This window comes from Marinihelvus fidelis (assembly GCF_008725655.1).
In the GTDB taxonomy this organism is placed as follows: Bacteria; Pseudomonadota; Gammaproteobacteria; order Xanthomonadales; family SZUA-36; genus Marinihelvus; species Marinihelvus fidelis.
In genome coordinates this window covers 229,203-244,095 of the sequence record NZ_VYXP01000006.1, presented here as the reverse complement: position 1 = coordinate 244,095, position 14,893 = coordinate 229,203, and the positions used below count along the sequence as shown (strand labels likewise).

Genomic DNA, 14,893 nt, shown 5'->3' with positions numbered 1-14,893 from the left:
TTTACCACTCCCCGGTATTGGGCATCGATGCCCAGGGTTCGCTTTCCGGAAGCGGTTCACCGGCCTGCAGCAATTCAATCGAAATGCCATCCGGTGAGCGTACGAACGCCATCCGGCCTTCACGCGGCGGGCGGTTAATGGTCACGCCAGCATCCGCGAGTTTCTGGCACAGCGCGTAGATATCGTCGACCTCGTAGGCCAGGTGGCCGAAATTGCGGCCGCCGGTGTACTCCTCCGGGTCCCAGTTGTGCGTGAGCTCGACCTGGGATTCGGGGTTGCCGGGGGCACCCAGGAAAACCAGCGTGAAGCGGCCGCCGGGGAAGTCCTTGCGGCGTTGTTCTTCCAGGCCAAGCAGGTCGCAGTAAAACGCCAGTGAGGCACCCAGGTCACTGACCCGGACCATCGTGTGCAGGTATTTCATTCGGTGTGTTCCGTTGTTGCGCGAGCCGGGCATTCTACAACGCCGGCCCGGCCGGGGCAGGGTCCTGGCGGGTTTGCGCGAAGGAACAGGCGGGATTCAGTAGGAGCCGGCGATGTAATGACTGAGCTGGTCGATTTCCGCCTGCTTGTCGTCGAGCAGGGACTTGACCAGGTCGCCGATCGACAGGATGCCGAGCAGCTCACCGTTACCGACGACCGGCAGGTGACGGCAGCGACAGTTGGTCATGGTTTCCAGGCATTGCTGGATGGTGTCGTCCGGCGAGGCCGTGATGACCGGCGAGGTCATGACTTCAAGCAGGGCCGTATCGCGCGAGGCGCGTGACCTGAGCGCGACTTTCTGCAGGTAGTCGCGCTCGGTGAAGATGCCGGCAATGGCGTTCTGTTTCTTGACCAGCACGGCGCCGATATTGACGTCGGCCATCAGGCTGATGGCGTCGAACACGGATTCGTTCTGGTCCAGGCAGAGCACCATGGCGCCCTTCTGGTCAAGGATTTCGGCTACCGATTTCATCGTCACTTGAGCTTGGTTCGGCTTAATCCAAGTTTAGCCCGATGCGACGGAAAAACAACGCGGCTTCAATCGGCGTCGCCGCGCTCACCTTTCTCTCGCGAAACCACGGAGTACTCGGCGTCGATGACATCGGCCCGGGAACGCGACCCCGGCGCCTGGCCGGATGTGGATTTCGGGCTGGCCGGCGCGAAGAAACGCTGGCGCACCCACGCGACGATCCCAAGCACCAGGCCGACACCGACGACGATCACCAGGGCGACCAGCCCGACGAAGAAAAACGCGGCCAGGGCCAGCACGCCGATGATGACGGCGAGCACGCGGGTCAGGCCGTTGCCTGGCGGGGGTGTGATGTAAACTGGCATGCCCGCAAATGTGGGGGCAGACACCGGATAAGGCAAATGCAAAAGCTCTGCGACCTGGATGACATCGACCCGGCCATGGGGCTGGAGTGCAGCCTGCAGGCCGGGGATGTTCTGCGCCACGTTCTGGTGGTGATGGTCGATGGTGACGTCCGCGCCTGGGCGAATGTCTGCCCGCACATGGGCCGCAGCCTGAGCTGGGCGCCGGGTGAGTTCCTGTACGACAACCAGGGCCGACTGGTGTGTCCGCATCACGGCGCCCTGTTTATCACGGGGACCGGGGAGTGTGTCGAGGGGCCATGCCGTGGCGCGTCACTTACGCCGGTGGCCATTGACGTGCGCGGTGGCGAGGTCTTCGCGGCGCAGCCAGCGGCCTGACACCGCCCGCGCGGTCAGAACATAAGGTTCACGACCGTCAGCATCACCACCAGGAACACCACCGACATACCGGAGCCGGCGCGGACGAAATCCTTCACGCGGTAACCACCAGGGCCCATGATCAGCGCGTTCACCTGGTGCGTAGGCAGGATGAAGGCATTGGATGTGGAGAGCGCGATAATCAGCGCGTACATGACCGGGTTGGCGCCGGTGGCCAGCGCGATACTGATGGCGATGGGCACCAGGATGGTGGTGGCGCCGACATTCGACATCACCAGTGAGAACACCGTCGCCAGCAGCGCCAGCATCACCTGGATGGCGAGCGCCGGCATGTGGCCCAGCAGCCGCAGCGCCTCCTGGGCGATCCACGCGGCTGTCCCGGTCAGTTCCATGGCCTGGCCCAGCGGGATCAGGCTGGCGACCAGGAAAACCGTCTTCCAGCTGACCGAGCCATAGGCCTCGTCCATGCTGACCACGCCGGTCAACACCATGCCCAGCGCGCCGACCAGCAGGCAGATGGCCAGGCGGAAGTCGGTGAACACGATCATCGACATCGACAGCGCGAAGAACAGCAGGGCATGGGCAACTTTCTGCGGCCGCTGCTCCTCCTTGGGAATGTCCGTGGCGACGATGAAGTCCCGCTCCGAGGCCACCGCGGCCAGGTCGCGCCAGGTGCTGTGGCTGACCAGGCAGTCGCCGGTTTCCATGGTCTGTTCGCGCACATGGTCGGTGATGATCTCGCCGCGTCGGTTGATCGCCAGCACGCTGATGCCGTAGCGCTTGCGCAGCCGCGCCTCGCCTACCGACTGGCCGACCAGGCGTGAGCCGGGCGGGATCACGACCTCGGAAATGCCCGCGCGCGACGGGTTGAACAGGCCACCGAAGGTGCGCAGCGCCGGGTTGACCCGGCACTGGTTATCGAGCGCGAACTGGCCCACCTGCCCGCGTTTGCCCATGACCCCCAGCACCGTGCCCACCCAGATCATTTCGTCCACGGGCGGCGCCATGCGTGGTGCATCGGTGTTGCGGATGCCCAGCATGCGCGGCGCGCCGGGCAAGGCCTCGGCATCGCCCACCGACATGCCGACCATCGGGCTGTCGACAGTGACCAGCAGTTCGTAGACTTCGCCCTCGATGCCATAGGTCTCGGCGAAATAGGCGCTGGTCCGGGCCGGTGCGCCGTGGGACGGTATCTCGTGCACGGGCAGCAGCCAGCGGCCCAGCAGCAGGAAATACAGGATTCCCGAAGCCAGTAACGCCAGGCCTACCGGCGTGACATCGAACAGGTCGAAGGTGCGCAGTGATTCGGCCCCGGCCGGCAACGAGTCATTGGCGTTCTGGATCAGGTCATTCAGCAGGATCAGCGGTGATGAGCCGACCATGGTCATGGTGCCACCCATGATGGCGCAGAAGCCCATCGGCATCAGCAGCTTCGACAGCGGAATGGCGGTGCGCGACGAGATTTTCGATACCACCGGCATGAACAGCGCCGTTGCGCCGACATTCTGCATGACGCCGGAAATGATGCCGACGATGCCTGAGACCAGTGGAATGATCCGTGTGGCCGTTTTGCCGCCGACTTTCAGGATCCATTGCGCGACCAGGGTCATGACCCCGGTTCGGTCCAGCCCGGCGCCCAGGATCATCACCGCGATGATCGAGATCACGGCATTGGAGGCGAAGCCGTCGAAAAGTTGCGAGGCAGGAACCAGCCCCAGTACACCCAGCAGCACCATCACCGTGATGGCCACCACGTCGACGCGCAGCACTTCGAAGACGAACAGGCCGATGGTGGCGACCAGCACGGCCAGAACCAGCATCATGTCCGTGGTCAGCGTCAGGCCGGTTTCCATTGCCGCCGCGCCCCGGGGTCAGGTGTCCGTGCGCCGGAAGACCAGGTCGCGGGTCTCGTGGCCCAGGCGGTCGCCACGGCGCTCGTACTTGGTATTGGGGCGCCATTCGGGCTGGGGGCTGAAGCCGCCGTCCGGGTTTCTGTTCTCCAGCAGTGGCTCGGCGTCCAGTACCTCCAGCATGTGCTCGGAGTAGGGCACCCAGTCCGTGGCCAGGTGCAGGATGCCGCCTGGGGCCAGCTTGCGCGCCAGCAGGGCGGTGAACCCAGGCTGGATGATGCGGCGCTTGTGATGCCGTTTCTTGTGCCAGGGGTCGGGAAAATAGATCCGCACACCGGCCAGGCTGCCGTCGGCGACCCGGTCCTGGAGCAGGGCGACGGCATCGGTCATGGCCACGCGGATGTTGCCGATGTCGCGGGCCTGGACTTCCTGCAACAGGCGGCCGACGCCGGGCGGGTGGACCTCGATGGCCAGGAAGTTCTTTTCCGGTTCTGCCTCGGCCATGCGCCAGGTGGCATCGCCATTACCAAAGCCGATTTCAATCACCGTGGGTGCGTCACGACCAAACAGCGTGGCGAGGTCAAGCGCCGCGTCGCCGTCATCAACGCCAAACTCCGGGTAGAGCTCGTCGAGCGCGCGCTGCTGGCCCGTGGTCAGCCTGCCGGCGCGCAGTACGAAGCTGCGGATACCACGGCGTGGTTTATCTGGAAGGTCCCCCTGCATGGTTGAAATTGTATCTCAGCCTCCGCCGTGGGTGGCGATGTCAGTCAATGTTGTCGGGGGGGTGCAATTTACTGACGCGTGGACTAGAATATATCTCTTAATCTGCATAGAAAGATATATGCCCTGGAGAACATGCCCATGAGTGCTTACCAGTTCACTTCCGAATCCGTCTCTGAAGGCCACCCGGACAAGGTCGCTGACCAGATTTCCGACGCCATCCTGGACGAGATCCTGAAAGAGGATCCGCGTGCCCGTGTCGCCTGCGAGACCTTCATCAAGACCGGTGTCGCCATCGTCGGCGGCGAAATTTCCACCTCCGCCTGGGTGGACCTGGAAAAGCTGATCCGCGAAGTCATCGTCGAAATCGGCTACGACTCCTCGGACATCGGCTTCGACGGCCACACCTGTGGCGTTGTGAACATCATCGGCAAGCAGTCCTCCGACATCGCCCAGGGCGTTGACCGTGACGACCCGGAAAACCAGGGCGCCGGCGACCAGGGCCTGATGTTTGGCTACGCCACCAACGAAACCGACGTGCTGATGCCGGCGCCGATTCACTACTCGCACGAGCTGGTGAAGCGCCAGGCCTGGGTGCGCCGGAACAATGCTGACGGCCAGAAGTACCTGCGCCCGGACGCCAAGAGCCAGGTGACCTTCCGTTACGAAGACGGCCGCCCGGTGGGCATCGAGGCGGTGGTGCTGTCGACCCAGCATTCCCCGGACATCAGCGCGAAAGACCTGCACGAACTGGTGCGCACCGAGATCATCGACCCGGTGCTGCCGGCGGAATGGCTGACGGGTGACGTGAAGTACCACATCAACCCGACCGGCAACTTTGTCATCGGCGGCCCCGTGGGCGACGCCGGCCTGACCGGCCGCAAGATCATCGTCGATACCTACGGCGGCATGGCCCGTCACGGCGGTGGCGCGTTCTCCGGCAAGGACCCGTCCAAGGTGGACCGTTCCGCCGCCTACGCCAGCCGCTACGTGGCCAAGAACATCGTCGCCGCCGGCCTGGCCGACCGCTGTGAGATCCAGGTGTCCTACGCCATCGGTGTGGCCGAGCCGACCTCGATCACGGTCGAGACCTTCGGCACCGAGAAGATCGCGGTCGAGAAGATCGAGGCCATCGTGCGCGGCGAGTTCGACCTGCGCCCGTACGGCATCATCCAGTCTCTGGACCTGATCAAGCCCATTTACCGCCCGCTGGCCGCCTACGGCCACATGGGCCGCGAAGACCTGGACGTCAGCTGGGAGCGTACCGACCGCGCCGACGCCCTTCGCGAACTGGCCGGCCTCTGAGCCCCGGCCGCAACCAACGAATACAGGAGTACTGACATGAACGCAGTGATCGAAAACCTTCGCAGCGACGACTATTACGTTGCCGACTTGTCCCAGGCCGACTGGGGCCGTCGCGAAATCGCCATCGCCGAAACCGAAATGCCCGGCCTGGTGTCCATCCGCGACGAGTTCGCCGCCGAGCAGCCGCTGAAGGGCGCGCGCATCGCCGGCAGCCTGCACATGACCATCCAGACCGCGGTGCTGATCGAGACCCTGGTCGCGCTGGGCGCCGAGGTGCGCTGGGCATCGTGCAACATCTACTCCACCCAGGACCACGCGGCCGCTGCGATTGCCGCCGGCGGTACCCCGGTGTTCGCGTTCAAGGGCGAGACCCTCGACGAGTACTGGGAGTTCACCCACCGCATCTTCGAGTGGAAGGACGAAAACGGCGAGGAAACCTTCGCCAACATGATCCTGGACGACGGTGGCGACGCCACGCTGCTGCTGTACCTGGGCATGAAGGCCGAGTCCGACCCGTCGGTGCTGGATAACCCGGCCAGCGAGGAAGAGGTCTCGCTGTTCAACGCCATCCGCAAGCGCCTGGACACCAAGCCGGGCTGGTACACGAAGGCGCTGGCTGCCATCCAGGGTGTCACCGAGGAAACCACCACCGGCGTCAAGCGCCTGTACCAGATGGCCAAGACCGGCGAACTGCCGTTCCCGGCCATCAACGTCAATGACTCGGTGACCAAGTCCAAGTTTGACAACCTCTACGGCTGCCGCGAATCGCTGGTGGACGGCATCAAGCGCGCCACCGACGTGATGATCGCCGGCAAGATCGCCGTGGTCGCCGGCTACGGCGATGTCGGCAAGGGCTGCGCGCAGTCGCTGCGCGGCCTGGGCGCCACCGTGTGGGTGACCGAAATCGACCCGATCTGCGCGCTGCAGGCGGCGATGGAAGGTTACCGCGTGGTGACCATGGAAGACGCCGCCCCGCAGGCCGACATCTTCGTCACTGCGACGGGCAACTACAACGTCATCACCCATGACCACATGGCGGCGATGAAGAACGAAGCCATCGTCTGCAACATCGGCCACTTCGATAACGAGATTGATGTCGCCGGCATCAAGAAGTACGAGTGGGAGAACATCAAGCCGCAGGTGGATCACATCACCTTCCCGTCAGGCCGCCGCATCATCCTGCTGGCTGAGGGCCGGCTGGTGAACCTGGGCTGCGCCACCGGCCACCCCAGTTTCGTCATGTCCAACTCCTTCACCAACCAGGTGCTGGCGCAGATCGAACTGTGGCAGAAGGGCGACCAGTACGACAACCAGGTCTACGTGCTGCCCAAGCACCTGGATGAGAAAGTGGCGCAACTGCACCTGGACCGCATCGGCGCGAACCTGACCACGCTCAGCGATGACCAGGCGAAGTACATCGGCGTGGAAGTGGATGGGCCGTTCAAGCCCGATCACTACCGCTACTGATGGTGACGGGTGACGCGTGACGCGTGACTTCAAGACATCGCGGGCCGTGCGGGCGGGTGACTGCCCCGGCGGACCCGCTGTGAATACGTCCCTGTACGCTCCTCGGCGGCATCCCTGCCGCCGAGGGTCCGCCGGCGCGGTCACCCGCCCGCACGGCGGCGGTGTTACGCCGTCACGCGTCACGCGTCACGCGTCACCCCGATGAAGTGTTCATTCGAGTTTTTTCCGCCGCGTAACGCGGAGCAGGAGCTGGTGCTGCAGAGCACCTGGCAGAAGCTGGCCCGGCTGGAGCCGGGCTACCTGTCGGTGACGTTTGGTGCCGGTGGGTCCACGCAGGAAGCCACGCATCGCACGGTGCTGGACCTGATCGAGCGTTCGGGCGTGCCGGTGGCGCCGCATATTTCCTGCATGGCGCCCAGCCTGGATGTACTCGACAGGCTGCTGGACACCTACGCCGCCGATGGTGTGGACCGCCTGGTGGTGCTGCGCGGCGACTGGCCGGAAGACGCGGACTTCACGCCGCCGTTCCGCTACGCCAGCGAGCTGGTGGCGCATGTGCACGACCGCCACCCCGGCCGGTTCTCGGTGGAAGTGGGCTGCTATCCGGAGATCCACCCGGAATCGGAGTCCATGGACAGCGAAATTCGCTGGTTTAAAGAGAAGGTTGACGCGGGCGCGGACGCGGCCATCACGCAGTACTTCTTCAACGCCGACGCCTACTTTGAGTTTGTCGAGCGCTGCCGCGCTGCGGGCATCAGTATCCCGATCATCCCCGGCATCATGCCGATCACGAACTACACGCAGCTGGCGCGCTTTTCGGCCCGCTGCGGTGCGAAGATTCCGGCCGCGCTGGCGGAGAAACTGCAGTCATTCGGCGACGATGGCGCGGCCATCCGGGATTACGGCCTGGACGTGGTGACGAAGCTCTGCGAGGACCTGGTCGCCGGTGGCGCGCCCGGCCTGCATTTCTACACGCTCAACCGCGCCAACGCGACGATGAAGATCTGGCAGCGCCTGAACGGCGATCACTCGTCGCCGTAAATCCCCACGTACAGCTTGCCGTCGGTGTCGATGCTGGCGCGATACATGCCCTCGGTATTGAACGGCATGGCGATATCGCCGTTGGCATCCAGGCTGATCACGCCGCCGGTGCCGCCGGCCTCCACCAGCACGTCATTGATGACCGTCCCGGCCGCCTCGGTCATGGATGCGCCGTGCGCCACCCGCTGGCAGATATCGTAGGCCACCACCCAGCGGATGAAGAACTCGCCGTGCCCGGTCGCGCTGACGGCGCAGGACGCGTTGTCGGCGAAAGTGCCCGCGCCGATCACCGGTGAGTCGCCGATGCGGCCCCAGCGCTTGTTGGTCATGCCGCCCGTCGACGTGCCCGCGGCCAGGTCGCCGTTGGCGTCCAGCGCCACCGCGCCGACGGTGGAGAAGAAGGTCTGCTTCGGCGGCTCGGCCAGCGAGGCCGCGGCGTCACGTTCACCTTCACGTGCCTTTTCCAGCGCCTTCCAGCGGTGCTCGGTGTAGAAGTACGACGGGTCGATCATCTCGAAACCCTGCTCGCGGGCGAAGGCCTCGGCGCCGTCGCCGGAGAGCATCACGTGCTTGGAGTCGTTCATCACGCTGATAGCGAGATCAATGGGGTTGCGGATGTGTTTCACGCCCGCAACCGCGCCGGCGTTGCGGGTGGCGCCGTCCATCACCGAGGCGTCCAGTTCGTTAGTGCCCGCCGCCGTGAACACGGCGCCCTTGCCGGCGTTGAACAACGGCGAGTCTTCCAGGATGTTGATGGCCGTGCGCACCGCGTCGACGCCATCGCCGCCTTCAATCAGGACCTGGTGGCCGGCGGTCACGGCCTCGGTCAGCTTGGCCCGGAACGCGGCCTCACGCTCCGCAGTCATTTCCGCGCGGCTGATGGTGCCGGCGCCGCCGTGAATGGCGATCGCCACCCCATTGCCGGGGTTGGCGTGGGCACACAGGGCGGGCAAGAGCAGCAGGGAAAGCACCAGTTTTCGGGCCTGTCGCACGGTCGTCATTATTTGTTCTCCTGGTCCGTGAGGGCGGTGGCGCCCGGGTGAAGCGAAGAATAGCAACCGAGCGTGAGATTCGCACCGTCGCTGCTGTTAAGCTGGCGGCGGCTCTTTCTAGCGAGGAACATCGCCATGTCGTACCCCGTCACCAGCCTGTTCGCGGCCCTGCTGGGCCTGTTGTTGCTGGCGCTCTCCTACCGCGTTGTCCGCGTTCGTCGTCGTACCCGTGTGGGTATCGGTCATGGTGACCAGCCGGCGCTGGAGTCGGCGATGCGCGTGCAGGGGAACTTCGTCGAGTATGTGCCCATCGCCCTGTTGCTACTGTTGCTGGCCGAGGCGGGCTCGCCCGGTGCGTGGTGGCTCTATTTGCTGGGTGGGCTGCTGTTGCTGGGCCGGCTGTTGCACGCCTGGGGCCTGGCCGGTTCGTCCGGCATCAGCGTCGGGCGCTTCTGGGGCACCGGGCTGACCTGGCTGGTGATCCTGCTCGCGGCGCTGGTCAATCTCTGGCAGGTGCTGGCGTGGACGCTGCTGCGATGATGTTCACGCGGCGGCGGTCGCCCAGCCAGTACAGCGCGGCATAGAGTTTCGGGTCCAGCATCAGGCCCTGGCGCAGGCGCGCCGCCAGCCATTCGTCCATGTCCTCGAGAGGCACGACGTGGACGGTGATGTCCTCGGTCTCGTCACCACCACCTTCGGCGACCCGGGTCAGCCCGGTGGCCAGGAAGAAGGTGATGGCCTCGTCGGTCATGCCGGCGCTGCTGGGACAGTCCAGGAAGCGTTGCATGGTGGCGGCACGAAACCCGGTTTCTTCCAGCAGTTCGCGATGGGCGGCCGGCTCCAGGGGCTCGTCGGGGTCGGCGCCGTCACCGACTAGGCCGGCCGGCAACTCGATGGTGCGGCACTGCACCGGCACGCGAAACTGTTCGACCAGGACCAGTTCGTTGGCTTCCGTCACCGGCACGATCACCGCCACGGCATGGGCATTCACGCGGGTGGCGTATTCCCAGCTGCCGCGTTCGTCGAGGGCCAGGTATCGGCCGTGAAAGTGTCTGACCGGTGTGCTCATGCCGCGAGTGTAGCGGTGAAATGTGACAAGCCGCCACGATTTCATTGAAAATGGGGGTTTCGGGAACCAAATTCCGGGTTGCCGCTCAAAGCAGCGGAATCCATGGGAGTCGTTATGCCAGCCAGAATCAAATTCGTCGCCGCCATCGTCGCGGCCAGCCTCGTGTTGTCTTCAGCGCCCGCGTTCGCGCAGCCCTCGGCGGCGCAGCGGCCGGTCAGTGTCAGCGAACTGCGACAGCGTGCCGCGCAGGCCTACAGCAGCGGCGATGCCGCCACGTTCCGCAGCGTGGCCACGGCGCTGCACGAAATGCGCCCGTACAACGACGAGTACATGTCCTGGGTCGTCATCGGCGCGGCGCTTGAGGGCGACCGCCCGGCCGCTTACGAGATGATGCTGGCCATGCAGCAGCAGGGCCTGTCGTTCGATTTCAACTCCACTGAAGCCACCCAGGCCATCCGTGGCACCCAGGTCTACGATCACGTCAACGACCTGATGGTTCGTGCCGGCCAGCCCGCCGGCAGCGCCGAGGTGGAGTTCGCCCTGCCCGAAGACATCCTGCTGCCCACCGGCATCGCCTGGGACAGCAGCCGCGAACAGTGGCTGGTGAGCGATGTGCGCAAGGGTGCGGTGTTCGCGGTCGACAGCAACGGCAAGGCCAGCACGCTGGTATCCGCCGATGCCGACAACCAGCTGCAGGGCATCTACAGCCTGCTGGTTGACGAACAGGCCAATCGCCTTTGGCTGACCAGCAACCCGACCAAGCTGCGTGAAGGCCACGACGCCGACAACGCGCGCCCGGCGGAGATCGTCGAACTGGCGCTGGACACGCTCGAGATCGTCGCGCGCCATACCGTGCCCGTGGACAAGCAGCCGCGCCGCCTGGGCGGCATGGTGCGGACCCCCGGTGGTGACATCTATGCGGTCGACTCCGTGTTGCCCGTCATCTACCGCCTGTCACCGGGTGATGAAGAACTCAGCTCATTCCTGGCCGCGCACGGCATGACCAGCCTGCGTGGCATCGCGCTGTCGGATGACGGCAGCAAGCTCTACGTGGCCGATTATGAAATGGGCCTGCTGGGCCTCGACCTGGCCGACAAGAAGGCCTTCCAGGTGCAAGGCGCTGACAACCTGAACCTGGGTGGCATCGAGGGGCTGTTCTTCCGCGATGGTCACCTGGTTGTCATCCAGAATGGCATTACGCCGCAGCGCATCATGCGCCTGCAGCTGACCGAAGACGGCACCGCCATCGGCGATATCGCGCCGCTGGCCGTCGCCCTGGATATCTTCAACCTGCCGGATTTTGGCACCATGAAAGGCGCCGAGCTGGTGTTCTTCGCCAACTCCCACTGGGTGCCCAATGCCCGCGAGCAGGGGCCGGTCCAGGTGGCGAAAATCAATGTCGACAACGCGCCGTCACTGATCTCGAACGAGGTGCAGAAAATCATGGAAGAGCACCGCAAGCAGCAGGCCGACGCCGCCGGCGACTCCTGACGGCCGGTGCGCGGCCGACCCGGGCAGACCGGGTCAGCCGCAGGCCAGGCAGCGTTGCCTGAGCATGCCGCCAAACGCCAGGTCATCGAACAGCGTATTCAGGCGGTCTTCATCCAGTCCAACGCGGCGGACGTCCGGGTCCGCCAGCGCCGAAGGTACGGCCCGTTCGATGCCTGTGAGCCTGCGTGCCAGGTCGGCTGCTTCGCGGTGGGACTCCAGCTTGGGCGCCAGCGTCTTGGCGCCGCGAAAGCTCAGGTGCGGGATTTCACCCAGCCGTGACCATATGGCGTCCAGGCTGCCGAAGTGCGCCAGCAGCGCCGCGGCGGTCTTGGGGCCGATGCCGGGTACGCCCGGAATGTTGTCGACCGCATCCCCGGTGAGCGCCAGGTAGTCGGCGATCTGGTCCGGGCGCACGCCGAAGTGCTCGGCGATGGCGCTGGACCCCAGTTGGCGGTTGCGCGCGAAGTCCCACCAGGTGTCGCCATCTTCCACCAGTTGCGCCAGGTCCTTGTCACCAGTGACGACGTGAATGGCGTGGCCGCGTGACTTCCAGCAGCTGGCCAGCGTGCCGATGATGTCGTCGGCCTCGAATCGTTCATCCCCGTAGCATTTCAGGCCCATGGCTTCGGCCATGTCCCGCGCCCAGGCAAACTGGCGCTTCAGCGCGACCGGCGCCGGCTCGCGGTTGGCCTTGTACTCGGGATAGATTTCGTTGCGGAAGCTGGTGGTCAGCGAGACGTCGAAGGCGATGCCCACCAGCGGCGAATCCGTCTGTTCGAGCAGGCTGCACAGGAACCCGGTAAAGCCATAGACGGCATTCGTGGGCTCGCCACGGGCGTTCTCGAAACCATCGGGCATTGAGTACCAGGCGCGGAACAGGTAGATGCTGGCATCGACCAGGTAGACGGGTTCGGGGGTCATCGGCGAATCATAGCAATCCCGGCGGCGTGTTGCCGGGGCAGGGCAAGGCTTGCGGGTTCAGTCGAGCAGGGCCTCGCCGGCCTCGGCGCGCTTGCGAAGGACGCTGGTGCGCGGGAAGTGCGCCAGCAGGAACTCCATCTGGTCGGCCAGGATGCGCCGCCCCTGCAAATAGATGTATTCGGCGTGCGTGGGCGTGAACGGAATCGCCAGCAGCTCCATGCCGGCCTGTTCGGGCGTGCGTCCGGCCTTGTAGTTGTTGCAGCGCTTGCAGGCGGTGACCACGTTCTGCCAGGTGTCCTGGCCGCCCTGGGTGATGGGCGAGACGTGGTCGCGGGACAGCAGGTAGTTGGGGAATTTGTCGCCGCAGTACAGGCACAGGCTCTGGTCACGCCGGAACAGCGCCTTGTTGCTCAGGGGGGGGACGTAGCCGTCTTCGAACAGGTGCTTGTGAGGGTGCTGGCCAGTGGTGGCGATGATGGCGTTGACGTCGATGGTGCTCTGGCGGCCGCTGAGGGCATTGATGCCGCCGTGGATGGTGAACAGTTTTCGGCCCAGGCTGTAACTCACCTGGTCGAGGCTGATATGCCTCACTGCCTCCTGGTACCCGATCCATTCCAGCGGCATGCCGGAGACGTCGGTTCGCAGCACCTGCAGTTGGAGGTTCATGACATCATTCCCCAGATCCTCTTGATCCAACAAGCCGGTTAACACCCATGTTGCTGACACAACATATTGTGCTTTTGTTGCTGTTTTATGGCTATATATCGTTTTTTTCATGGTTTAGCAAGGATTCTCCGCTTTTGTCTTGTCGCTGGCGTACGGCCCGGACCGGCTTGAAAGCGTGGCTGAGGGCCTGAATATCTGCAGTACAGACAGGTCATCCGGAGCACTGCATCGTGAAGAAGATTTGGGTTGGACTGCTTACTCTCCTGGCGCCCTTCTGGGCACACGCGGCCCTGCCGGCCGCGGTTGACGGGCAACCCCTGCCATCGCTGGCGCCGGTCCTGGAGGAGGTCACGCCGTCGGTGGTCAACGTCTACACGCGAACCCGCGTGCGGGTCCGCAGCCCGCTGATGGACGACCCCTTCTTCCGCCGCTTCTTCAATATTCCCGATGTGCCGCGCGAACGGGTGTCGCAGAGCCTGGGTTCGGGTGTGATTGTCGATGCCGGGAACGGCTACGTGCTGACCAACAACCACGTCATCCAGGGCGCCGACGATATTGCCGTTACCCTGCAGGACGGCCGCAGCCTGGACGCGACCCTGGTGGGTGCCGACCCGGACACCGACCTGGCCGTGATCCAGGTGCCGGCGGAGAACCTGACGGCACTGCCACTGGCAGATTCGGAGCAGTTGAAGGTGGGCGACTTCGTCGTCGCCGTCGGTAACCCGTTCGGGCTTGGGCAGACGGTCACCTCGGGCATCGTCAGTGCACTGGGCCGGGCCGGCCTTCGTGGACTCGAATTCCAGAATTTCATCCAGACCGATGCCTCCATTAACCCGGGCAACTCCGGCGGCGCGCTGGTCAACCTCCGTGGTGAACTGGTGGGCATCAACAGCGCCATCTTCACGCCCAGCGGCGGCAATGTCGGAATCGGCTTCGCCATTCCCTCGGGCATGGCGCGCTATGTCCTGGAACAACTGGTGGAGCATGGCGAGGTTCGCCGCGGCTCGCTGGGGCTGGTGGTGCAGGACCTGACACCCGACCTGGCGCTGGCTTTCGGGCTGGAGGCTGGGCAGGGCGTGCTGGTGGCCGAGGTGATGCCGGGTTCCGCGGCGGAGACGGCTGGCCTGCAGGCTGGTGATGTCATTGCCTCGGTGGCGAAGCGGCCGGTGAGGTCCGCGCAGTCCTTCCTGAATGCCGAGGGCCAGGTGCCGGTAGGTGAGCGTGTTCCACTGACCTTCCTGCGTGAAGGCGGAGAGCGCAAGGCCACGCTGGTGATCGAGCCACCGCAGGTGCTGCTTGGCGAAGATATCGACGCGCGCCTGGCAGGCGCCCGGTTCATGGCGCTGCCGGCCCGTGCGCGGGCGCAGGGGCAGTCCGGCGTGGTGATCTCGGGCCTGGCCGAAGGTAGCCGGCTGGCCTACGAGGGCCTGCGCGAGGGAGACATCATCAACGCGGTTAACCGCGGTCGCGTCGACGACCTGGATGACCTGGCGTCCGGCGTGACCCAGGCCAGGGGCGCTTTGTTGCTGCAGATCCGTCGCAACGGCCGCGCCTACGTGGCCCGGATCGACTGAAGGGCGCTCGCCACCGGTAGGTCAAATTCACCACGTCCCGTTGGTAGTGCGGCCGGGGTCATGGCCTAAGGTGTTGAAATAGCGCAACAACATGGGGTGGCACGAAAT

At 64.9% G+C, this 14,893-nt stretch carries 16 protein-coding genes; 7 read left to right on the top strand and 9 right to left on the bottom strand.

Annotation, left to right across the window (positions count from 1 at the left end; genetic code table 11):
* Position 1 precedes the first annotated feature (1 nt).
* The 3 genes from F3N42_RS11425 to F3N42_RS15635 all read right to left on the bottom strand — a co-directional run bounded on the left by F3N42_RS11425 (position 2) and on the right by F3N42_RS15635 (position 1,314).
* The gene (locus F3N42_RS11425; RefSeq protein ID WP_150864593.1) at positions 2-421 is read right to left on the bottom strand and encodes a VOC family protein; all 420 of its coding nucleotides are present in this window, start codon (positions 419-421) and stop codon (positions 2-4) included.
* A 96-nt stretch (positions 422-517) separates the two neighbouring features.
* On the bottom strand, positions 518-952 hold the full coding sequence (locus F3N42_RS11420; protein ID WP_191621369.1) for a CBS domain-containing protein: 435 nt from the start codon (positions 950-952) through the stop codon (positions 518-520).
* Positions 953-1,017: 65 nt separating this feature from the next.
* Positions 1,018-1,314 carry a hypothetical protein gene (locus tag F3N42_RS15635; protein WP_191621368.1) on the bottom strand — a complete coding sequence of 99 codons (297 nt, stop codon included), beginning with the start codon at positions 1,312-1,314 and terminating at the stop codon, positions 1,018-1,020.
* 36 nt (positions 1,315-1,350) lie between these two features.
* Here F3N42_RS15635 and F3N42_RS11415 point away from each other — a divergent pair, with 36 nt between their 5' ends.
* Entirely contained in the window at positions 1,351-1,689 is a 339-nt protein-coding gene (locus tag F3N42_RS11415) for a Rieske (2Fe-2S) protein (RefSeq protein ID WP_150864592.1), read from the top strand.
* Positions 1,690-1,703: 14 nt separating this feature from the next.
* On the opposite strand, the gene F3N42_RS11410 is transcribed toward F3N42_RS11415, so the two are convergent.
* Together F3N42_RS11410 and trmB are read right to left on the bottom strand one after the other, a co-directional pair.
* Positions 1,704-3,542 (bottom strand): SLC13 family permease, encoded by a 1,839-nt coding sequence (locus F3N42_RS11410; protein ID WP_191621367.1) that lies wholly within the window; start codon positions 3,540-3,542, stop codon positions 1,704-1,706.
* 18 nt (positions 3,543-3,560) lie between these two features.
* The gene (gene trmB, locus F3N42_RS11405; protein WP_150864591.1) at positions 3,561-4,262 is read right to left on the bottom strand and encodes a tRNA (guanosine(46)-N7)-methyltransferase TrmB; all 702 of its coding nucleotides are present in this window, start codon (positions 4,260-4,262) and stop codon (positions 3,561-3,563) included.
* A gap of 138 nt (positions 4,263-4,400) precedes the next feature.
* On the opposite strand from trmB, the gene metK reads away from it, so the two are divergent.
* From metK to metF, 3 genes are all read left to right on the top strand, one after another.
* Entirely contained in the window at positions 4,401-5,564 is a 1,164-nt protein-coding gene (gene metK, locus F3N42_RS11400) for a methionine adenosyltransferase (RefSeq protein ID WP_150864590.1), read from the top strand.
* Positions 5,565-5,600: 36 nt separating this feature from the next.
* Positions 5,601-7,031 carry an adenosylhomocysteinase gene (gene ahcY, locus F3N42_RS11395; protein ID WP_150864589.1) on the top strand — a complete coding sequence of 477 codons (1,431 nt, stop codon included), beginning with the start codon at positions 5,601-5,603 and terminating at the stop codon, positions 7,029-7,031.
* 201 nt (positions 7,032-7,232) lie between these two features.
* A complete protein-coding gene (metF, locus tag F3N42_RS11390; RefSeq protein WP_150864588.1) occupies positions 7,233-8,072 on the top strand; it encodes a methylenetetrahydrofolate reductase [NAD(P)H] in 840 nt (279 codons plus the stop codon).
* On the opposite strand, the gene F3N42_RS11385 is transcribed toward metF, so the two are convergent.
* A complete protein-coding gene (locus F3N42_RS11385; RefSeq protein WP_150864587.1) occupies positions 8,057-9,073 on the bottom strand; it encodes an isoaspartyl peptidase/L-asparaginase family protein in 1,017 nt (338 codons plus the stop codon). The two genes, metF and F3N42_RS11385, sit on opposite strands and share 16 nt — an antisense overlap.
* Before the next feature lie 126 nt (positions 9,074-9,199).
* Between F3N42_RS11385 and F3N42_RS11380 the strand changes: the two genes are divergently transcribed.
* The gene (locus tag F3N42_RS11380; RefSeq protein WP_150864586.1) at positions 9,200-9,604 is read left to right on the top strand and encodes an MAPEG family protein; all 405 of its coding nucleotides are present in this window, start codon (positions 9,200-9,202) and stop codon (positions 9,602-9,604) included.
* Here F3N42_RS11380 and F3N42_RS11375 read toward each other — a convergent pair.
* On the bottom strand, positions 9,564-10,133 hold the full coding sequence (locus F3N42_RS11375) for an NUDIX hydrolase (RefSeq protein WP_150864585.1): 570 nt from the start codon (positions 10,131-10,133) through the stop codon (positions 9,564-9,566). The genes F3N42_RS11380 and F3N42_RS11375 overlap by 41 nt on opposite strands.
* Before the next feature lie 114 nt (positions 10,134-10,247).
* Between F3N42_RS11375 and F3N42_RS11370 the strand changes: the two genes are divergently transcribed.
* Complete coding sequence (locus tag F3N42_RS11370; RefSeq protein ID WP_150864584.1) at positions 10,248-11,624, top strand: SMP-30/gluconolactonase/LRE family protein; 1,377 nt, start codon at positions 10,248-10,250, stop codon at positions 11,622-11,624.
* Between the two features lie 33 nt (positions 11,625-11,657).
* Here the strand turns inward: F3N42_RS11370 and F3N42_RS11365 are convergent, their stop codons facing one another.
* Both F3N42_RS11365 and F3N42_RS11360 read right to left on the bottom strand, forming a co-directional pair.
* Entirely contained in the window at positions 11,658-12,545 is an 888-nt protein-coding gene (locus F3N42_RS11365; protein WP_150864583.1) for a 5'-3' exonuclease, read from the bottom strand.
* 57 nt (positions 12,546-12,602) lie between these two features.
* On the bottom strand, positions 12,603-13,211 hold the full coding sequence (locus tag F3N42_RS11360) for an HNH endonuclease (RefSeq protein WP_150864582.1): 609 nt from the start codon (positions 13,209-13,211) through the stop codon (positions 12,603-12,605).
* A 227-nt stretch (positions 13,212-13,438) separates the two neighbouring features.
* Between F3N42_RS11360 and F3N42_RS11355 the strand changes: the two genes are divergently transcribed.
* Positions 13,439-14,785, top strand: coding sequence for a Do family serine endopeptidase (locus tag F3N42_RS11355; RefSeq protein WP_150864581.1), 1,347 nt, complete (start codon positions 13,439-13,441; stop codon positions 14,783-14,785).
* Positions 14,786-14,893 lie beyond the last annotated feature (108 nt).

Bases quoted from the DNA above. Each gene is read 5' to 3' on its own strand.
- F3N42_RS11385 (WP_150864587.1), bottom strand. From the start codon at position 9,073: ATGACGACCGTGCGACAGGCCCGAAAACTGGTGCTTTCCCTGCTGCTC.
- F3N42_RS11365 (WP_150864583.1), bottom strand. From the start codon at position 12,545: ATGACCCCCGAACCCGTCTACCTGGTCGATGCCAGCATCTACCTGTTC.
- F3N42_RS11410 (WP_191621367.1), bottom strand. From the start codon at position 3,542: ATGGAAACCGGCCTGACGCTGACCACGGACATGATGCTGGTTCTGGCC.
- F3N42_RS15635 (WP_191621368.1), bottom strand. From the start codon at position 1,314: ATGCCAGTTTACATCACACCCCCGCCAGGCAACGGCCTGACCCGCGTG.
- F3N42_RS11360 (WP_150864582.1), bottom strand. From the start codon at position 13,211: ATGAACCTCCAACTGCAGGTGCTGCGAACCGACGTCTCCGGCATGCCG.
- F3N42_RS11420 (WP_191621369.1), bottom strand. From the start codon at position 952: ATGAAATCGGTAGCCGAAATCCTTGACCAGAAGGGCGCCATGGTGCTC.
- F3N42_RS11375 (WP_150864585.1), bottom strand. From the start codon at position 10,133: ATGAGCACACCGGTCAGACACTTTCACGGCCGATACCTGGCCCTCGAC.
- F3N42_RS11425 (WP_150864593.1), bottom strand. From the start codon at position 421: ATGAAATACCTGCACACGATGGTCCGGGTCAGTGACCTGGGTGCCTCA.
- trmB (WP_150864591.1), bottom strand. From the start codon at position 4,262: ATGCAGGGGGACCTTCCAGATAAACCACGCCGTGGTATCCGCAGCTTC.
- F3N42_RS11370 (WP_150864584.1), top strand. From the start codon at position 10,248: ATGCCAGCCAGAATCAAATTCGTCGCCGCCATCGTCGCGGCCAGCCTC.
- metK (WP_150864590.1), top strand. From the start codon at position 4,401: ATGAGTGCTTACCAGTTCACTTCCGAATCCGTCTCTGAAGGCCACCCG.
- metF (WP_150864588.1), top strand. From the start codon at position 7,233: ATGAAGTGTTCATTCGAGTTTTTTCCGCCGCGTAACGCGGAGCAGGAG.
- ahcY (WP_150864589.1), top strand. From the start codon at position 5,601: ATGAACGCAGTGATCGAAAACCTTCGCAGCGACGACTATTACGTTGCC.
- F3N42_RS11415 (WP_150864592.1), top strand. From the start codon at position 1,351: ATGCAAAAGCTCTGCGACCTGGATGACATCGACCCGGCCATGGGGCTG.
- F3N42_RS11380 (WP_150864586.1), top strand. From the start codon at position 9,200: ATGTCGTACCCCGTCACCAGCCTGTTCGCGGCCCTGCTGGGCCTGTTG.